The following is an 18,503-nucleotide window of genomic DNA, read 5'->3' as shown; positions in this document are numbered from 1 at the left end:
CTTTTTTACTGCTACAGATATTAAGTTATTCATCAACCTCTATGGGTTCAACTTCTTCTTGTAGCTCTAATAAATTAATCGCAATCGTAACAAAATCTGAATCGGTAATAATTCCCACCAATTTTCCATGATCAACAACAGGTAAACATCCCACCTTGTGTTTTTGCATAAATAATGCGGCTGATTTCAATCCACCATGCGGAGAAACACTCATGATGTTTTCATGCATTATATTATTGAGTGGAATATCTAAAGCGGATAGGCCTTCTAGTGTCGTTTTTTCTAAACATGACGTTTGAGCGGATAATAAATCACGTTGTGTCACTAATCCAATAAGTGCGTGTTCAGTATCTACAATAGGTATATGTCGAATACCGTGCTCGTCCATTAATGCTTTGGCATCTTCTAATGAATGTGAACGAAGCAGGGTGTGAGGGTGAGTGGTCATCATATCATTAACGGTAAACATAGCGTGCTCCTGCCATTTGAATGTCCTAAATTAAATATAGAATGAGAATGAATAAAAAAGTGCGAACTAGCTAGAGGTTTGAAGAGATAAAAATATTGATGATACTTTCTCTGTTTGAAGTCAAATTCATTAATTAAAGTACGAATTTTTTCAAAATTTGAGAGGTATATTGCTTCACCTCTTGCTATTGCTCTGAGCGTGAATATACTACTCTGTCTGCCATTTTTGATGAAGAAGTAAAGCATGCAAGTATCCGATTTCCACTTTGAATTACCCGATGAACTTATTGCTCGTTACCCTCAACCTGAGCGTACGGCAAGTCGCCTATTACGATTAAATGGTAATAGCGGTGAATTAGTTGATGGTCAGTTTACTGATGTGCTGGATTTAGTGCAGAGCGGTGATCTTGTTGTTTTTAATAATACTCGTGTTATTCCTGCCCGTATGTTCGGTGTAAAAGCCTCTGGCGGGAAGTTAGAAGTATTGGTTGAGCGCGTGCTTGATGAGCACTCTGTATTAGCTCACGTCCGTTGCTCTAAATCACCAAAACCAGGTAATCAACTGTGGTTAGGTGAAAATCAAGAATACGAAGCGGAAATGGTTGCTCGTCACGATACCTTATTTGAAATTCGTTTTACTTCTGAAAAGAAAGTATTAGATATTTTGGATGAAATTGGTCACATGCCATTACCTCCTTATATCGATCGTCCTGATGAAGATGCAGATAAAGAGCGCTATCAAACGGTTTACAATGAAAAACCAGGTGCCGTTGCTGCACCAACCGCTGGTTTACACTTTGATACAGACATTTTAGAAAAGATGAAAGCAAAAGGCGTAGAATTTGCTTACGTTACTCTTCATGTTGGCGCGGGTACATTCCAACCTGTCCGTGTTGATAATATTTTAGACCACCACATGCATTCTGAATACGCTGAAGTCTCTCAAGAAGTAGTTGATGCCGTTAATGCAACAAAGGCGCGTGGTGGACGTGTTATTTCTGTGGGTACAACGTCAGTACGTTCTTTAGAAAGTGCTGCGCAACATGCCTTAAAGCAAGGCACAGAGCTAGCGCCGTTTTTTGATGATACTGAAATATTTATCTACCCAGGGTATGAGTTCCAAGTTGTTGACGCATTGGTGACAAACTTCCACTTGCCAGAGTCTACACTTATTATGTTAGTCAGTGCTTTTGCTGGTTATGAAAATACGATGAAAGCGTATGATCAAGCAGTTAATAACCAATACCGTTTCTTTAGTTACGGTGATGCGATGTTTATTACAAAAAAAACAGCGTAATAAAGGTAAGCTAACGCACTATATAAATTCAAATTTCACTCACGGAACCAGTGAAATAGGAAAACGGGATGTTTTCAACTAGGTTAACGGTAAAGTAAATAAAAGAATTGTTAATCTAGCGGTGCATCATTAAACCTATTAGTGAATGCAAATTAAATAAATTGTCAGATTGTTTCTCTGGCTTATTGGAGGTTTCGTGAAGTACGAACTACTCAAAAAACAAGGCCGCGCACGTCGTGGTCAATTACAATTTGACCGTGGTACGGTTGAAACACCAGCATTTATGCCTGTAGGTACTTACGGTACTGTTAAAGGTATGACACCTGAAGAAGTTAAAGACACAGGTGCTGAAATTTTACTGGGTAACACGTTCCATTTATGGTTACGTCCTGGTCAAGAAATCATGAAATTACATGGTGACTTACATGACTTCATGAACTGGAAAGGCCCAATCTTAACCGATTCAGGTGGTTTCCAAGTATTCAGTCTGGGTAAAACACGTAAGATCACTGAAGAGGGTGTTCATTTCCGTAGCCCTGTAAACGGTGACAAGATCTTTATGGATGCAGAGAAATCAATGCAAATCCAATACGATCTTGGTTCTGATGTGGTAATGATTTTTGATGAATGTACGCCATATCCTGCAACGCATGATGAAGCGCGTATTTCAATGGAACGTTCAATCCGCTGGGCTGACCGTAGCCGTAATGAATTTGATCGCCAAGAAAACCCGAACGCACTGTTTGGTATCGTTCAAGGTGGTGTTTACGAAGATTTGCGTGATGTTTCTGTTGAAGCCTTAACAAAAATTGGTTTTGATGGTTATGCCGTTGGTGGCCTAGCTGTAGGCGAACCAAAAGAAGACATGCACCGCATTTTAGAACATACATGTCCACAATTACCTGAAGATAAGCCACGATACCTAATGGGTGTTGGTAAACCAGAAGATTTGGTTGAAGGTGTTCGTCGTGGTATTGATATGTTTGACTGTGTTATGCCAACGCGAAATGCACGTAATGGTCACCTATTTGTGACTGGCGGCGTGGTTAAGATCCGTAATGCGAAACACAAAATTGATACTACACCACTAGATCCTGAGTGTGATTGTTATACTTGTCAAAACTACAGCAAGTCTTATTTACATCATTTAGACCGTTGTAATGAAATTTTAGGTGCACGTTTAAATACGATTCATAACTTACGTTATTATCAACGTATTATGGCGAGCATCCGTAAGGCACTGGAAGAAGATCGTTTTGAGCAGTTCGTAGAAGAATTCTATGCACGCCGTGAACGTGATGTTCCACCATTAAAAGACCTTTAAAAGCAGAGTAATCACCCATATATCTTAAAAGATATGTGTATGGTCACATTTTGGAAACTAGAAACTAGATTAACGAGGACGTTATTAAATGAATTTTTTCTCTCAAGCTCATGCAGCTGGTGAAGCAGGGGCACAAGGCGGTGGCATGCAAATGTTTATCATGCTGGGTATGTTTGCTGTTATCTTCTACTTTATGATTTATCGCCCACAAGCGAAACGTCAAAAAGAACACAAAAACCTAATGTCTTCTATGGGTAAGGGCGATGAAGTTCTTACTGCTGGTGGTTTAGTGGGTAAAATCACTAAAGCATCTGAAGAAAATGATTACATCGTAATTGAGCTTAACGCGAATAACGAAGTGACTATTAAAAAGGATTTTGTTTCAGCAGTTCTGCCAAAGGGCACGCTGAAATCATTATAAAAACTGTACCCTCTAATTTCGGTTAGGGGGTATTTTCATTAAGGACATCGCTGTGCTAAACCGTTTCCCTTTATGGAAGTATTTGATGGTAGTCTCAGTACTACTGATTGCCGCGTTATACGCACTTCCAAACCTTTATGGTGAAGATCCAGCCGTTCAAATCACGGGTAGCCGTGGTACAGAGGTTCAGACCTCTACGCTGGATGTTGTCGCTGACAACTTAAAAAATAATGACATTGCTTATAAGTCTATTGCATTTGAAAATGGCAGTGTGCTTGTTCGTTTTAATGATACTGATTCTCAAATCAGTGCTCGAGATATCATCAATCAGTCACTGGGTAAAGATTACGTAGTGGCACTAAACCTTGCTGCATTAACTCCTGATTGGCTAACTTCTATTGGTGCTACTCCAATGAAGTTAGGTCTTGATCTTCGTGGTGGTGTTCACTTCTTAATGGAAGTGGATATGGATGCCGCAATGAATAAACTTGTTGGCCAGCAAGAAGAATCTTTCCGTACCGACTTACGTGAAGCGAAGATCCGTTATCGTGCTATTCGTGGATCAGGCAAAGATGCTGTAGAAGTCATTCTTCGTAATGAAGAGCAGTTAGCTGAAGCTAAAAAAGTACTGTCTGATGCACACCGTGACATGACATTTGTTGACTCTGAGTCTAATGGTCAATTTAAGCTTGTTGCTAAATTCACAGATCAACGTTTACAAGAAATTCGTAATTATGCCGTTGAGCAAAATATTACGATTATCCGTAACCGTGTTAATGAACTTGGTGTTGCTGAGCCTTTAGTTCAACGTCAAGGTGCTAGTCGCATTGTGGTTGAATTACCAGGTGTTCAAGATACTGCTCGTGCAAAAGAAATTTTAGGTGCAACAGCAACGCTTGAATTCCGTGAAGTGGACAGCACTGCAGATTTAGCGGCTGCTGCAAATGGTCGAGCGCCAGCTGGCAGCGAAATTAAAGAAGATCGTAATGGTCGTCCTGTTGTTCTGAAAAAACGTATTATTCTTGGCGGTGCAAGCATTACTGATGCAAGCTCAAGCGCTGATGAATATGGTCGTCCTCAAGTTAACATCTCACTGGATAGTGAAGGTGGTAGCAAGATGACTGCATTCTCACGTAAAAATATCGGCAAGCTAATGGCTACGGTATTTACAGAGTACAAAGACAGTGGTCGCCGTACACCTGAAGGTCGCGTTATTCTTGCTAAAACAGAAGAAGTGATTAACCAAGCAACAATTCAATCTGCATTGGGTCGTAGTTTCCGTATTACGGGTATCGACTCTCAAGCTGAAGCTCATAACCTTGCGTTATTACTTCGTGCTGGTGCTCTGATTGCACCGATTTCAATTGTTGAAGAGCGTACGATTGGTCCATCTATGGGTCAACAAAATATCGATATGGGTATCCAAGCGTGTATCTGGGGTATGTTAGCGGTAATGCTATTTACTCTAGTTTATTACCGTGGTTTTGGCTTGGTTGCTAACTTGGCGCTTGCTGCTAACTTGGTGTTAATTATTGGCGTTATGTCTATGATCCCAGGGGCAACAATGACCTTACCTGGTATTGCCGGTATTGTATTAACCGTTGGTATGGCGGTCGATGCAAACGTTCTTATTTTTGAACGTATTCGTGAAGAATTAAGAGATGGACGTAATCCACAACAAGCAATTCACCAAGGTTATGCTAACGCATTTAGTACTATTGCCGATGCAAATATTACAACATTAATTACAGCGATTATTCTTTTTGCTGTAGGTACTGGTGCGATTAAAGGCTTTGCGGTAACGCTGTCTATTGGTATTTTGACTTCAATGTTTACGGCTATCGTCGGTACTCGTTGTGTTATTAACTTAGTTTACGGCGGTAAGCGCGTAGACAAACTGTCGATCTAAGGGAATATTTGTCATGTTTCAAATAATGAAAGCAGAGAAAACGATCGACTTTATGCGTTGGTCTAAGCCTGCCTTTTTCTTCTCCATGCTGATGATTGTAGCGTCAATTGCTACACTATCAACAAAGTGGTTGAACTGGGGGCTAGATTTTACGGGTGGAACGTTAATTGAAGTCGGTTTTGAACAGCCAGCTCAGTTAGAAGATATTCGAGGCGCACTACAAGCAAAAGGCTTTGGTGATGCAACGGTACAAAACTTTGGTACAGCACGTGATGTAATTGTTCGTCTTCAACCTAGAGAAGGTATAAAAGGAGAGCAATTAGGTAATCAAATCATTAGTGCGATTAAAGAAGGTACGGGCGATCAAGTTGAGATGCGTCGTATTGAGTTTGTAGGCCCAAATGTAGGGGGAGAATTAGCAGAGTCGGGTGGTTTAGCTATCCTTGTGTCTTTGTTATGTATCTTGGCTTATGTGTCGATTCGTTTCCAGTGGCGTTTAGCTGCGGGCGCGGTATTGGCATTGGCGCACGATATAATTATCACGCTAGGTATTTTCTCATTCTTACAAATCGAAGTTGATTTGACGATCATTGCGGCATTGCTAACGGTAGTCGGGTATTCCTTGAATGATACCATTGTTGTATTTGACCGGATCCGTGAAAATTTCTTGAAGATGCGTAAGGGTGAACCTGAAGACATCATGAATGATTCAATTACTCAAACATTGAGCCGTACGTTGATTACATCAGCAACGACTTTGTTTGTGGTTATCGCATTGTTTGTTCAAGGTGGAGCTATGATCCATGGTTTTGCTCTGGCATTGTTATTAGGTATTACGGTTGGTACGTATTCTTCTATCTACGTAGCATCAGCCTTGGCTCTGAAATTAGGTATTACACGTGAGCACCTAATGCCAACGCCAATCGATAAAGAAGGTGAGGAAGAATTTGAAGAAATGCCTTAATGGGTGATCTTTAAAATTAACTCATAAAAAATGGACCTTAATGGGTCCATTTTTTTATCGGTATAAATGAGTCTTATAATTTATCGAGGTCTCTTTCTATTTCTTCAATCTTACTGGCAACGACTTTTTCTAAATGACGAAGATCTCTAAGGATTTTCTTTTTCACATCGGCAGGTGTTTCTTTTTCTGGGCGTGTGATTTTATTTAGTTCATCAATAATGAGTGTTAAGTTGCGATTAATTTCAGTGGTTTCTTTATAGCGATGACTGCCGCCATCTACTAAGACATTTTTTACTTGGCGTGGGTACTTAAACTTTACGCTTTTAGCGAATAACTCCCCTTTCTGCTTTGAAAAATAAATCTTTAAGACGTCTTTATGTGCTTCTTGACGTAAAGAATAGCGTTCAATCTTTTCTGGTTCTGAAATTCCAAGGCTAACTAAATGTGGATACATGGTTTACTCCATTGTTATTATGTTGTCGTTTCAATCTTTATCTAAGATAGGTGAGATGACAAACAGTGATCAGTAAACTTGTGGGATAGATCCGTTAAGTTGAAGGTCTCCCACAGAAAAGTATTAATTAATAAGTTCATCTACATTTTGGATTAGCGCTATTTTTAATTCAGCTTGTTTTTCATCGTCAAGTCGCCCACCTGTTTCTGATGTCAGAATAAATAAATCTTCTGCTCGCTCACCAATAGTGGTGATTTTTGCTGCATGGAGGTTAACTCCTAAGCGTGCAAAAGTAGCCCCGACAGTGGCGAGTAACCCTGGAGTATCTAAGGCGACAAACTCCATTAAAGTTCGTTTTCCTGTTTTTGTAGGAAGAAATTCCATACGAGTTTTTACGGTAAAATGTTGCAGTTGGCGTGGTGGACGACGAGTTCTTATATGCGAGTCTTGAGTATCAAGTTCAACGGCATACAGTTGTTCAATTAATAACAGTTGTCGTTCTTCGTCTATCGGGTCATCATTTTGATCAAGTACCATAAATGTATCAAGCGCGTAGCCATCTTTACTCGACATGATCTGAGCATCATAAATAGTGATACTTCGTCTATCTAGTTCGGCAGCAACCGTTGCAAAAAGATGAGCTTGATCTTTACTGTAGATGAAAATTTCAGTACCACCTCGAGTGGCGTTTTTACTGATGAGTATGAGAGACTTTTCTTTGTCTGGATGATTAAGAAGATTACTAACATGCCATGCAATTTGTTGATGTGTATGGCGTAGAAAATAATCAGCTTTAAAGCGACGCCATAAACCTTCAATTTGCCATTGAGTAAAGCCTTCTGCACGAAGTTGAGCTGAAGCCATTTGTTGATTATGACGAATGCGGTCACGCATATCTGGTGGATTCTCTAATCCACGGCGGAGTGCTCGTTGAGTCGCATTATATAAATCGGCAATAAGCGATCGTTTCCAACTGTTCCAAAGATCAGGATTAGTCGCACTAATATCAGCAACAGTAAGGCAGACTAGGTAATCTAAACGCTCTTCATCTCGTACTTGTTTGGAGAATTCAGTAATGACATCTGGATCATAAATATCACGACGCTGAGCGGTGACTGACATCAACAGATGATTTTTTACTAACCAAGAGACTAAATTTGCTTCTGGCTTGGATAATCCATGAGTAATACAGAATTCATAAGCGTCGACAGCGCCCAATTCAGAATGGTCACCGCCACGCCCTTTTGCTATGTCATGAAAAATGGCGGCAATAATCAGTAACTCTTTCTTTATTATCTTTGGATAGACTTCACAGCAAATAGGGTGTTTTTTTCTGTTTTTAGGATCAGAAAATGTATTGATGTGTTTCAACAGCCGCATACTGTGTTCATCAACCGTATAAGCATGGAATAGGTCAAATTGCATTTGGCCTACAATCTGACTCCATTGCGGTAAATAGGCTGAAAGCACCCCTAATCGGTGCATAACACTGAATGCTTTATGAAGAGCGTTAGGGTGCTGAGTTAAGGTGATGAATTTCTCTCTGGCTACTGGAATATCACATAGAAAACGATTCAGTCGGCGGCGAGCAGTGCGCAGTTGTCGCATTGTAGGAGGAGCAACGCCTTCGATAGTGGAGTCATTCGCAATGAGTAAAAACATATCAAGAATCGTATCAGGACGAGCCTGAAATAAAGCGGGTTTTCTTGCTTCAATTAAGCGGCCACGACGTTGGAAATCATCGTTGATAATAACCGCTTCTTCTTGTTCACCTTGATGAATGATCGCCTCATCAAAAATTTTTAATAGCATGCTATTTAGTTCAGCAACGCGGCGTAATGTTCGATAAAACTCTTTCATCATGCGCTCAACGCCACGATTACCATCACCAATAAAACCTAAATGCTCAGCAACCTGAGGCTGATGCCCAAAGGTCAACCGGTTGTCATAGCGTTTTAATTCAATGTGTAAGGCAAAACGAACACGCCATAAAAACTCTTGGCATTCAACTAATTCACGGTATTCTGCATCGGTTAGAAACCCAGCTTGGCTCATTTCTAACAATGATGTTGCCCCAAAGTGACGTCGAGCAATCCAACCTAAGGTGTGGATATCTCTTAAGCCACCAGGACTTGATTTTATATCAGGTTCTAGATTGTAAGTGGTATCGTGATAACGGCTATGACGTTTTTTTTGTTCTTCAATTTTAGCTTGGTAGAAAGCGTCACTTGGCCAAAAACTGTCTGAGTGGATGTTCAATTTTAATTGGTGAGCAAACTCTTCATCACCGCAAATATAACGAGCTTCTTGTAAGTTAGTGGCAACGGTTAAATCATTTTTCCCTATATCTACGCATTCATCTAGAGAACGTACGCTATGACCCACTTCTAATTTCAAATCCCAAAGCAGAGTGACAAATGCACTGACTTTTTGGCAGAATTGGTCATTAATATTATCATTACTTAAAATTAAAATGTCGATGTCAGACAGGGGATGAAGTTCACTACGCCCATAACCACCAACAGCGATTAATGCCGTTTTTGAACAGTGGTCAAAGCCAAAGAAATGCCATAATCGAGATAGCAGTTGGTCAAAATAGTTAGATCGTTGAAATACTAAATCAGAGACTGGTAAGCTTTGGTGAAAGTAATCAATTTGATGTTGGGAGAAAAGCGAGAGTTGTTGTTTTAATTCCGCAATTGTCAGTTGTTGGTCGGATAAGGTAAGAGGTGGTGTGTATTTCATAGCAATCCCTGCTAATGTAAAAACAGAAGACCGAAGCCTTCTGTTTTTTTCATTATTATTTGTTATTCATGTGTCGAGGAATACTTTCCTCAGCTCGAAGTGTTAATACTTCACAGCCTGTTTCAGTAACCAAAATGGTGTGTTCCCACTGAGCTGTATTTTTACCGTCGCCAGTATAAACAGTCCAACCATCATTATCGTCTTGCAGACAACCAAATTTACCTAAGTTGATCATTGGTTCGATAGTGAATGTCATGCCTTCTTTTAACACAGTACGGTCATTGTTTTTGTAATGAACAACTTGTGGTTCTTCGTGGAATTTAGAGCCAATACCATGTCCACAATAATCACGTACAATTGAACATTTAGGTGTTGTGCCTTTAATGTATTTTTGAATTGCGGTACCAATCTCACCCAGTTTCACACCAGGTTTTACTTTGCGCATACCAACATACAAGCTTTCTTGTGCAATTAAGCATAGACGCTTATCTGTTGAGCTTACATCGCCAATTAAAAACATCTTAGAAGTATCACCGTGGTAACCATCTTTGATTACTGTAATGTCGATATTAAGAATGTCACCGTCTTTTAGTATTGCTGGTTTGGTTAAACCATTGTATTGCTCATCTTGTGTTGCCGGAATACCGTGACACACAATATGATTAATTGAGGTGCAAATAGATTTAGGAAAACCATGGTAGTTCAGTGGTGCAGGAATCGCCCCTTGTACTTCAGTAATATGTTTATGGCAAATTTGGTCAAGTTCTTCTGTTGTTACCCCAGCTTTTACGAAGGGTTCAATCATTTCAAGTACTTCTGCGGCTAATTGGCCGGCAACGCGCATTTTTTCAATTTCTGCGGCGTTTTTAATATTTACTGACATGGGCTTTTCTCTATCTAAAAATAAATCGTTCTGGTTAAACGATAATTGTTCTTAGTTTACCTAGGCTGTGTTTATCTTTCAATATGAATGAAGAATGAAAAATAATTCTTATTTGAAAGAGATTCAAAATGATTTTTTTGAAAATAGTAGATTTTAACGGCGTTTTTATGGTATAAAGCGCGCCGGATTGATGAATAATTTGTTCTCAATACCGACTATACTTTAATTTTAAATCACACACATACCGTCACGCAGTCCGGGGTGCTCAACTTTTTAATGAATTCATTAAATTGTTAGGGTCGGGTTCTAGCGGGGTATGTGGAGGCTTAACCCCATTTAATAGAGGAATTCTCAAATGGCAACTGTATCAATGCGCGATATGCTTAAAGCTGGTGTTCACTTCGGTCACCAAACTCGTTACTGGAACCCAAAAATGAAGCCATTCATCTTTGGTGCTCGTAACAAAGTTCATATCATCAACTTAGAAAAAACTGTACCAATGTTCAACGAAGCTTTGGCTGAACTTGCTAAAATCGGTAACAAAAAAGGTAAAGTTCTTTTCGTTGGTACTAAGCGCGCTGCATCTGAAGCTGTGAAAGAAGCTGCAATCAACAGTGACCAGTACTACGTGAACAACCGTTGGTTAGGCGGCATGCTTACTAACTTTAAAACTGTTCGCCAGTCTATCAAGCGTTTAAAAGAATACGAAGTGCAAGCTCAAGATGGTACTTTCGAGCAAATCACTAAGAAAGAAGCGCTAATGCGTACGCGTAGCATGGAAAAACTAGAGAAGTCTCTAGGCGGTATCAAAAACATGAACGGTCTTCCTGACGCGTTATTTGTTATCGATGCTGATCACGAGCACATTGCAGTTAAAGAAGCAAACAACCTAGGTATCCCAGTATTTGCTGTTGTTGATACTAACTCAAACCCAGATGGCGTTGACTACATTATCCCAGGTAACGATGACGCAATCCGCGCTATCCAACTTTACCTGAACGCTGCTGCTGATTCTGTAAAGTCTGGTCGTAACCAAGACGTTGCAGCTGCTGTAGCTGAAAAAGACGGTTTCGTAGAAGCTGAGTAATTTTCGACTCGTCGAATTATTATTTGCTCCTAGTGAGTCTTTTAGTTTCGTAGTAAACTAAAAATAGTTAGCAGGGGCCCAATTTGGCCCCTGATTTTTAACTTTAAATCTATTTATATTGAGGAATTGAGAATGGCAACTGTAACTGCTGCTCTAGTTAAAGAACTTCGTGAACGTACTGCTGCTGGCATGATGGAATGTAAGAAAGCACTTGTTGAAGCTGAAGGCGACATCGAGCTAGCAATCGAAAATATGCGTAAATCTGGCGCAGCAAAAGCGGCTAAAAAAGCAGGCAACATCGCTGCTGAAGGCACAATCATCATTAAAGAAGAAGCTGGCGTAGCCGTTCTTCTTGAAGTTAACTGTCAAACTGACTTCGTAGCTAAAGATTCTGGTTTCCTAGCATTTGCTAACGAAGTTGCAGAAGTTGCTCTAGCAGAACGTCTAAACGACATCGTTGCACTTCAAGCTAAATTTGAAGATGCTCGTATCGCTCTAGTGACTAAAATTGGCGAAAACATCAGTATCCGTCGCGTTCAACTAGTTGAAGGCGTTGCACTAGCTTCTTACCGTCACGGCGAGAAAATCGGTGTTGTTATTGCTGGTGAAGGCGATGCTGAAACGCTTAAGCACATCGCTATGCACGTTGCTGCTTCTAAGCCTGAGTACGTTAACCCATCTGACGTACCTGCTGAAGTTGTAGAAAAAGAAAAAGCTGTTCAAGTTGAAATCGCTATGAACGAAGGCAAACCTCAAGAAATCGCTGAGAAAATGGTTATCGGCCGTATGAAGAAATTCACGGGCGAAGTTTCTCTAACAGGTCAAGCTTTCATCATGGAACCTAAGAAAACTGTTGCTGAAATTCTTAAAGAAAAAGGCGCATCAGTATCTAACTTCGTACGTCTAGAAGTTGGTGAAGGTATCGAGAAAGCGGTAGAAATGAGCTTTGCTGAAGAAGTAGCAGCGGTACAAAAAGGTTAATCCTTTTAGTATTGTTGATAAAAAAGACCGTGGCCTTGCTGCGGTTTTTTTGTGAATATGAAGTGAACTTATTAATTAATAGTGTAGTTACTATAATAAAGATTAATAGTTGTAACCATTTGAAATTAAAGATTAAATTTAACTTTAAATGGCTACAGTTATTTCGACAACTCTTAGTGAAAAGGTAAGAACCATGACGACGAACCCGAAACCAATATATCAGCGTATTCTATTAAAACTTAGTGGTGAAGCACTTCAAGGCGAAGAGGGTTTTGGTATTGACCCTGCAACACTTGAGCGTATGGCTCAAGAAGTCAAAGAACTGATTGAACTTGGTGTTCAAGTTGGTGTTGTTATTGGTGGCGGTAATCTTTTCCGCGGAGCCGGTCTTGCAGAAGCTGGTATGAATCGCGTAGTAGGCGATCATATGGGTATGCTAGCAACAGTAATGAATGGCCTTGCAATGCGTGACGCACTTCACCGTGCTTATGTTAACGCACGTGTTATGTCTGCTATTCCTCTTAAAGGTGTATGTGACGATTACAACTGGGCTGATGCAATCGCTCAACTTCGTCAAGGTCGTGTAGTTATTTTCTCTGCAGGAACAGGCAATCCATTCTTTACCACTGATTCTGCTGCATGTTTACGTGGCATCGAAATCGAAGCCGACGTTGTATTAAAAGCAACTAAAGTAGATGGTGTATATACTGCTGACCCAGTATCTAACCCTGATGCAGAATTATATGATAAACTGGATTACAACACTGTTCTTGAAAAAGAATTAAAAGTTATGGACTTAGCTGCGTTTACGCTTGCTCGTGACCATAAAATGCCAATCCGCGTATTCAATATGAATAAGCCGGGTGCATTACGTCGTGTAGTAATGGGTGAAGCTGAAGGTACTTTAATCAGCAGCGCTGAATAATACCAATTCCATTAATTATATTGGTATAAGTCTGGAATAAAATAACAATTTAAGGTGAAGTTGTGATTAACGAAATTAAAAAAGACGCTCAAGAGCGCATGGAAAAAAGCGTAGAAGCACTGAGAAACAGCCTGCTAAAAATTCGTACAGGTCGTGCTCACCCAAGTCTTCTTTCTGGTCTTTCTGTTGAGTATTACGGTGCTAGAACGCCAATCAATCAAGTAGCAAACATTATTGCTGAAGATTCACGTACTCTTGCGATTACTGTTTTTGACAAAGAGCTTGCTGGTCTTGTTGAAAAAGCAATCATGATGTCTGACCTTGGTCTAAATCCAATGTCTGCTGGTACGGTAATTCGTGTACCACTTCCACCGTTAACAGAAGAGCGTCGTAAAGACCTTGTTAAAATTGTACGTGGTGAAGCTGAAGGCGCTCGTGTTGCGGTTCGCAACATCCGTCGTGATGCAAATGGCGATCTGAAAGGTCTTCTTAAAGAGAAAGAAATTTCAGAAGATGATGATCGTAGAGCACAAGACGAGATTCAAAAACTGACTGATTCTGCTGTTAAAAGCATCGATGATGTACTTTCAGTAAAAGAAAAAGAGCTAATGGAAGTATAATTTACTTTTATTACTCATTGTTCAGGCTGATTTTTTCATTAAATTAATGATATGATATCGGCGATGAACACGATAAGAAGCGCTGTGTGTAGACATCAGCGCTTTTATTTTTAAGGGAGTTATATGGCCAGTCAAATTAGTAACGAGTCTTTATTATTTGAAGTATTACCGAAACATATTGCGGTAATTATGGATGGTAATGGACGTTGGGCGAAGGCTCAGGGGAAACCTCGTGTATTTGGTCATAAAGCGGGTGTTGATGCGGTGAGAAAAACCATATCAGCAGCCAGTAAGTTAGGAATAAATGCGATTACACTTTTTGCTTTTAGTAGTGAAAACTGGCGCCGTCCTGAAGAAGAAGTTAGTGTACTTATGGAGTTGTTTATCACGGTTCTCTCTCGTGAAGTAAAACGTCTCCATAAAAATAATATCCAATTACGTGTTATAGGTGATACCTCTCAATTCAGTTCTCGTCTTCAAAAGAAGATTATAGATGCTGAAGCATTAACTTGTGATAACTCAGGGTTAGTGTTAAATATTGCTGCTAATTACGGTGGTAAATGGGATATTACTCAAGCAGTTAAACGTCTTGCTTATCAAGTTGAGCAAGGTAATTTACAGGCAGATGAAATTGATGAAGCTACTATAGCTTCTAAGCTGACAATGTCAGATTTGCCTGATGTGGATTTGATGATACGAACCAGTGGTGAGTGCCGCATTAGTAATTTTATGTTGTGGCAAATGGCTTACGCTGAATTCTATTTCACCGACCAATATTGGCCTGATTTTAATGAACAAAGTTTAGCTGATGCGATTGCTTGGTTTATTAGCCGAGAAAGACGATTTGGTTGTACAGGTGAACAAATCCAAGCTCTAATGAACGAAAAGGATCAATAAAGTTTGAAACAGCGTATTATTACCGCTCTTATTTTAGCACCTCTAGTTATTGTCGGCATTTTCATGTTGCCAATGCAAGGTTTCTTAATTGCTATTGCTGCTATTACTCTTATCGGATTTTGGGAATGGACTCAATTTACAGAGTCAAAATCTCGATATATTGCTTTAATTCCCTCTGTTGTAGCCCTTGCTGCGTCTCTATTTTTATTACCAACATCGACCTTAGAATTGACTATCCCAAGTGATGGTCATCAAATGATATTGTTGATTGGCTCAATATGGTGGTTAATTGCGTCAGGCTTAGTGCTGACTTTTCCAACCAGTAAGAAACTGTGGCAAAACAACCTTCCTTTAAAACACCTTTTTGGTTGGCTAACATTGATCCCATTTTTATGGAGTATCTTATTGCTGCGAGCTGACAGCTACGTACTAGATAGTTTTTATGGCGCTAAGTTAGTGCTATTAGTGTGTCTATTAGTATGGGCAGCAGACAGCGGCGCTTATTTTGCCGGTAAATCTTTTGGTAAGCGTAAAATGTCACCAGCGGTGAGCCCAAATAAAACCATCGAAGGTCTTATCGGCGGGATCATCACTGCGATTATTGTTGGTTGGGTAGCGGCTGATGCATTCGATATTCGATTTGAAAGTACAGCAGCGATGCTAGGTATTTTTATAGCGACCATTATTATTTCAGTATTAGGTGATCTTGTGGAAAGTATGTTTAAACGAGCATCTGGCATTAAAGATAGCGGAACGATCATTCCTGGCCATGGTGGCATTTTAGATCGCATCGATAGCCTAACGGCTGCATTCCCTGTGTTTGCTTTCTTGTACTTTCTATAGTTATTTTTTCTCTTCATTTTGAAGAACTAAATCAACTTAATTTATACGGTAGATATTATAATCTACCGTTTTTCTATTTAACTTTCATCACGGTCGATTCACTATGCGCAAGTTAACCATTTTAGGTGCTACAGGATCTATTGGTAGTAGCACACTTTCAGTCGCAAAATACAACGCCGATCAGTTTGAGGTTGTCGCATTAGGTGCGGGAAGCAACGTCGAAAAAATGCTAGAGCTGTGTTGTGAGTGGCAACCTAAATATGTCGCTATGGCAAGCAGTGAATCAGCGAGAGTTTTAAGCGCTCAACTTAAAGATCATGGTTTGAATATTGAAGTCTTCTCTGGAGAGGAGGGGCTTTGTCATATCGCTCAACTTGATGAAATCGATACGGTAATGGCCGCCATTGTTGGGGCTGCAGGTTTACTGCCAACCATGTCTGCGGTAAAAGCAGGAAAACGCATTTTACTTGCCAATAAAGAAGCGCTAGTAATGTCTGGTCAATTATTTATTGATGCAGTCGAAAAGTATGGTGCCGAGTTACTTCCTGTAGATAGCGAGCATAATGCTATTTTTCAATGTCTCCCCGAGCATATTCAAACTAATTTAGGTCGTTGTGATTTAGATGCAAATGGCATTAGTTCTATTTTATTGACCGGTTCAGGTGGTCCTTTCCGTTATACCGATGTGTCAGAGCTTGATGCGGTAACACCTGAAATGGCGATTGCGCATCCTAACTGGTCAATGGGACCTAAAATCTCTGTTGATTCAGCTACCATGATGAATAAAGGTTTGGAGTACATTGAAGCTCGTTGGTTGTTTAATGCAAATAAAGAACAACTGAAAGTGGTAATTCATCCACAATCGGTTATTCACTCAATGGTGCAATATAAAGATGGTTCAGTCTTAGCTCAGATGGGGTTACCCGATATGAGAACGCCTATAGCCTGTACCATGTCTTACCCTAAGCGAGTGAATGCAGGTGTAGAGCCGTTAGACTTTACTAAAATCGGTGAGTTTAGTTTTATTGCCCCTGATTTTTCTCGCTACCCATGTTTAAAATTAGCCATTGATGCTTGTTATTTAGGTCAACACGCAACAACAGGGCTAAATGCTGCTAATGAACAATCAGTTGCTGCTTTTTTGAACGGGGATATTAAATTTACTGATATTGCTCGAATTAATGAGTTGGTTTTGAACAAAGTCTGTGCAAACTTCCAAAACCTTGAGCTAGATAGCTTGGAAAGCCTGATTGACCTAGATAGAATGGCGCGTCATTATGCCGATGAGGCAATTAAAAAGGGTTAACTATGTCAGAACTTCTATGGAATTTAGCATCATTCATCATTGCATTGGGCATTTTAGTTGCTGTACATGAATACGGGCATTTCTGGGTAGCACGCCGTTGTGGTGTTATTGTTGAAAAATTTTCAATTGGTTTTGGTAAATCCCTTTGGAGCAAAAAAGGTAAAGATGGCACAGAGTACAGTATTTCAATGATCCCGCTTGGTGGGTATGTGAAAATGCTAGATGAACGTGTTGATGATGTTCCAGAAGAATTAAAAAAACACGCATTTAATAACAAATCATTGTGGCAGCGTAGTGCTATCGTTGCCGCGGGACCAATTGCTAATTTCTTATTTGCGGTTGTGGCTTGTTGGTTAGCATTTATGATCGGAGTAACAGCACTGAAACCTGTTGTCGGTCATATTGAAAATAATTCTATATTTTCTCAAGCAGGAATTGAATCTGGAGTGGAACTAAAAGCTATTTCTGGAATCCAAACTTCCGATTGGGAAGCGGTAAATATGGCGATTGTTTCTCACATTGGTGATGAATCAATGACCGTGACTTACAGCGATAAAGATAATATCGGTGTTGATGTGACAAAGCGTCTTGACTTAACAGATTGGGCCTTTGATCCAGAAAAAGATTCACCAATGGTGTCGTTAGGTTTTCTTCCTTATCGCCCCGCTCTTACGTTAGATGTTGCGAATGTAAGCCCAAACAGTGCTGCACAGAAGTCAGGTTTACTTGTTGGTGACCGCTTACTTTCTGTTAATGGAGAACAATTAACAGAGTGGCAAGATATGGTTGATGTGATACAAGCTAATCCAAATCAACCAGTAGCATTGATGATTGTTCGTGATGATGAGAAAATAGCACTGACATTAACGCCAGATAGTAAAGAAATCGCTAATGGTAAAATTATTGGTTTTGCTGGTGTATCACCGATTTATGAAGCGTGGCCTGAAGGCTATCGTTATGAAAAACAATACGGCCCAATCGTATCGCTTGGAAAGGCGATTGAGAAAACAGGCAGTATTATTGATTTAACATTAACCATGACAAAAAAATTGTTCACGGGTGATGTTGCTTTAAACAATTTAAGCGGTCCCATTTCTATTGCGAAAGGAGCGGGAGCAACTGCTGAATATGGTTTAGTTTCATTTTTAGGATTTTTGGCCTTAATTAGTGTTAATTTAGGCATTATTAACTTATTACCTCTTCCTGTTCTGGATGGCGGGCATTTACTATTTTTTGCTATTGAAGGCATTACGCGTAAGCCAGTATCGGAACGAATTCAAGAGATTGGTTATAAAGTAGGTACAGCAATGATCATGTCATTAATGGCGGTCGCTTTATTTAACGACTTTATGCGCCTTTAAGTAGTAGCAAGGGAATTA

The 18,503-nt window shown here is 39.9% G+C and carries 17 protein-coding genes; 13 read left to right on the top strand and 4 right to left on the bottom strand.

All coding sequences use genetic code 11. The features are described 5' to 3' along the window. Positions 1 to 25: 25 nt before the first annotated feature. Positions 26 to 469 carry a CBS domain-containing protein gene (locus Q1K78_RS02215; protein WP_300173961.1) on the bottom strand — a complete coding sequence of 148 codons (444 nt, stop codon included), beginning with the start codon at positions 467 to 469 and terminating at the stop codon, positions 26 to 28. Positions 470 to 712: 243 nt separating this feature from the next. Between Q1K78_RS02215 and queA the strand changes: the two genes are divergently transcribed. The 5 genes from queA to secF all read left to right on the top strand — a co-directional run bounded on the left by queA (position 713) and on the right by secF (position 6,383). After that, positions 713 to 1,765: a tRNA preQ1(34) S-adenosylmethionine ribosyltransferase-isomerase QueA gene (queA, locus tag Q1K78_RS02210; protein WP_300173959.1), complete on the top strand. Its 1,053-nt coding sequence runs from the start codon at positions 713 to 715 to the stop codon at positions 1,763 to 1,765. Positions 1,766 to 1,961: 196 nt separating this feature from the next. Continuing rightward, positions 1,962 to 3,089 (top strand): tRNA guanosine(34) transglycosylase Tgt, encoded by a 1,128-nt coding sequence (tgt, locus tag Q1K78_RS02205; RefSeq protein WP_300173957.1) that lies wholly within the window; start codon positions 1,962 to 1,964, stop codon positions 3,087 to 3,089. Between the two features lie 88 nt (positions 3,090 to 3,177). Next, on the top strand, positions 3,178 to 3,510 hold the full coding sequence (gene yajC, locus Q1K78_RS02200; RefSeq protein WP_060991670.1) for a preprotein translocase subunit YajC: 333 nt from the start codon (positions 3,178 to 3,180) through the stop codon (positions 3,508 to 3,510). A gap of 52 nt (positions 3,511 to 3,562) precedes the next feature. Next, positions 3,563 to 5,419, top strand: a complete 1,857-nt coding sequence (gene secD / locus Q1K78_RS02195; RefSeq protein ID WP_300173953.1) for a protein translocase subunit SecD — start codon at positions 3,563 to 3,565, stop codon at positions 5,417 to 5,419. Positions 5,420 to 5,432: 13 nt separating this feature from the next. Beyond that, on the top strand, positions 5,433 to 6,383 hold the full coding sequence (gene secF, locus Q1K78_RS02190) for a protein translocase subunit SecF (protein WP_300173951.1): 951 nt from the start codon (positions 5,433 to 5,435) through the stop codon (positions 6,381 to 6,383). Positions 6,384 to 6,456: 73 nt separating this feature from the next. Here secF and Q1K78_RS02185 read toward each other — a convergent pair whose 3' ends face one another. The 3 genes from Q1K78_RS02185 to map all read right to left on the bottom strand — a co-directional run bounded on the left by Q1K78_RS02185 (position 6,457) and on the right by map (position 10,465). Then, positions 6,457 to 6,837 (bottom strand): DUF3461 family protein, encoded by a 381-nt coding sequence (locus Q1K78_RS02185; RefSeq protein WP_300173949.1) that lies wholly within the window; start codon positions 6,835 to 6,837, stop codon positions 6,457 to 6,459. Positions 6,838 to 6,960: 123 nt separating this feature from the next. Further along, positions 6,961 to 9,582: a bifunctional uridylyltransferase/uridylyl-removing protein GlnD gene (glnD, locus tag Q1K78_RS02180; RefSeq protein WP_300173947.1), complete on the bottom strand. Its 2,622-nt coding sequence runs from the start codon at positions 9,580 to 9,582 to the stop codon at positions 6,961 to 6,963. A gap of 55 nt (positions 9,583 to 9,637) precedes the next feature. Beyond that, a complete protein-coding gene (gene map / locus Q1K78_RS02175) occupies positions 9,638 to 10,465 on the bottom strand; it encodes a type I methionyl aminopeptidase (protein WP_300173945.1) in 828 nt (275 codons plus the stop codon). 355 nt (positions 10,466 to 10,820) lie between these two features. Here map and rpsB point away from each other — a divergent pair, with 355 nt between their 5' ends. The 8 genes from rpsB (at position 10,821) to rseP (ending at position 18,485) form a co-directional block, all read left to right on the top strand. Then, positions 10,821 to 11,552, top strand: a complete 732-nt coding sequence (gene rpsB, locus Q1K78_RS02170) for a 30S ribosomal protein S2 (protein ID WP_012550915.1) — start codon at positions 10,821 to 10,823, stop codon at positions 11,550 to 11,552. Positions 11,553 to 11,684: 132 nt separating this feature from the next. Beyond that, positions 11,685 to 12,533 carry a translation elongation factor Ts gene (gene tsf, locus Q1K78_RS02165; protein ID WP_300173942.1) on the top strand — a complete coding sequence of 283 codons (849 nt, stop codon included), beginning with the start codon at positions 11,685 to 11,687 and terminating at the stop codon, positions 12,531 to 12,533. Positions 12,534 to 12,726: 193 nt separating this feature from the next. Next, positions 12,727 to 13,458 (top strand): UMP kinase, encoded by a 732-nt coding sequence (pyrH, locus tag Q1K78_RS02160; protein ID WP_300173940.1) that lies wholly within the window; start codon positions 12,727 to 12,729, stop codon positions 13,456 to 13,458. Between the two features lie 62 nt (positions 13,459 to 13,520). Continuing rightward, positions 13,521 to 14,078, top strand: a complete 558-nt coding sequence (gene frr / locus Q1K78_RS02155; RefSeq protein ID WP_300173938.1) for a ribosome recycling factor — start codon at positions 13,521 to 13,523, stop codon at positions 14,076 to 14,078. 123 nt (positions 14,079 to 14,201) lie between these two features. After that, positions 14,202 to 14,975, top strand: coding sequence for an isoprenyl transferase (locus tag Q1K78_RS02150; protein WP_300173936.1), 774 nt, complete (start codon positions 14,202 to 14,204; stop codon positions 14,973 to 14,975). Between the two features lie 3 nt (positions 14,976 to 14,978). Next, a complete protein-coding gene (locus tag Q1K78_RS02145) occupies positions 14,979 to 15,818 on the top strand; it encodes a phosphatidate cytidylyltransferase (RefSeq protein WP_300173934.1) in 840 nt (279 codons plus the stop codon). A 103-nt stretch (positions 15,819 to 15,921) separates the two neighbouring features. Beyond that, positions 15,922 to 17,124, top strand: a complete 1,203-nt coding sequence (gene ispC / locus Q1K78_RS02140; protein ID WP_300173932.1) for a 1-deoxy-D-xylulose-5-phosphate reductoisomerase — start codon at positions 15,922 to 15,924, stop codon at positions 17,122 to 17,124. A 2-nt stretch (positions 17,125 to 17,126) separates the two neighbouring features. Next, positions 17,127 to 18,485, top strand: a complete 1,359-nt coding sequence (gene rseP / locus Q1K78_RS02135; protein ID WP_300173930.1) for a sigma E protease regulator RseP — start codon at positions 17,127 to 17,129, stop codon at positions 18,483 to 18,485. The last annotated feature ends 18 nt before the right edge of the window (positions 18,486 to 18,503 follow it).

Origin of the sequence: uncultured Aliivibrio sp. (assembly GCF_946479765.1) — a bacterium.
In the GTDB taxonomy this organism is placed as follows: Bacteria; Pseudomonadota; Gammaproteobacteria; order Enterobacterales; family Vibrionaceae; genus Aliivibrio.
Note: the sequence above shows the minus strand (reverse complement) of the source record. Positions and strands in the feature narration are given on the sequence as shown.

Coding starts and splice junctions, on each gene's coding strand:
- rseP (WP_300173930.1), top strand. CDS start 17,127: ATGTCAGAACTTCTATGGAATTTAGCATCATTCATCATTGCATTGGGC.
- pyrH (WP_300173940.1), top strand. CDS start 12,727: ATGACGACGAACCCGAAACCAATATATCAGCGTATTCTATTAAAACTT.
- yajC (WP_060991670.1), top strand. CDS start 3,178: ATGAATTTTTTCTCTCAAGCTCATGCAGCTGGTGAAGCAGGGGCACAA.
- rpsB (WP_012550915.1), top strand. CDS start 10,821: ATGGCAACTGTATCAATGCGCGATATGCTTAAAGCTGGTGTTCACTTC.
- Q1K78_RS02215 (WP_300173961.1), bottom strand. CDS start 469: ATGTTTACCGTTAATGATATGATGACCACTCACCCTCACACCCTGCTT.
- Q1K78_RS02185 (WP_300173949.1), bottom strand. CDS start 6,837: ATGTATCCACATTTAGTTAGCCTTGGAATTTCAGAACCAGAAAAGATT.
- Q1K78_RS02150 (WP_300173936.1), top strand. CDS start 14,202: ATGGCCAGTCAAATTAGTAACGAGTCTTTATTATTTGAAGTATTACCG.
- glnD (WP_300173947.1), bottom strand. CDS start 9,582: ATGAAATACACACCACCTCTTACCTTATCCGACCAACAACTGACAATT.
- queA (WP_300173959.1), top strand. CDS start 713: ATGCAAGTATCCGATTTCCACTTTGAATTACCCGATGAACTTATTGCT.
- map (WP_300173945.1), bottom strand. CDS start 10,465: ATGTCAGTAAATATTAAAAACGCCGCAGAAATTGAAAAAATGCGCGTT.
- ispC (WP_300173932.1), top strand. CDS start 15,922: ATGCGCAAGTTAACCATTTTAGGTGCTACAGGATCTATTGGTAGTAGC.
- tsf (WP_300173942.1), top strand. CDS start 11,685: ATGGCAACTGTAACTGCTGCTCTAGTTAAAGAACTTCGTGAACGTACT.
- secF (WP_300173951.1), top strand. CDS start 5,433: ATGTTTCAAATAATGAAAGCAGAGAAAACGATCGACTTTATGCGTTGG.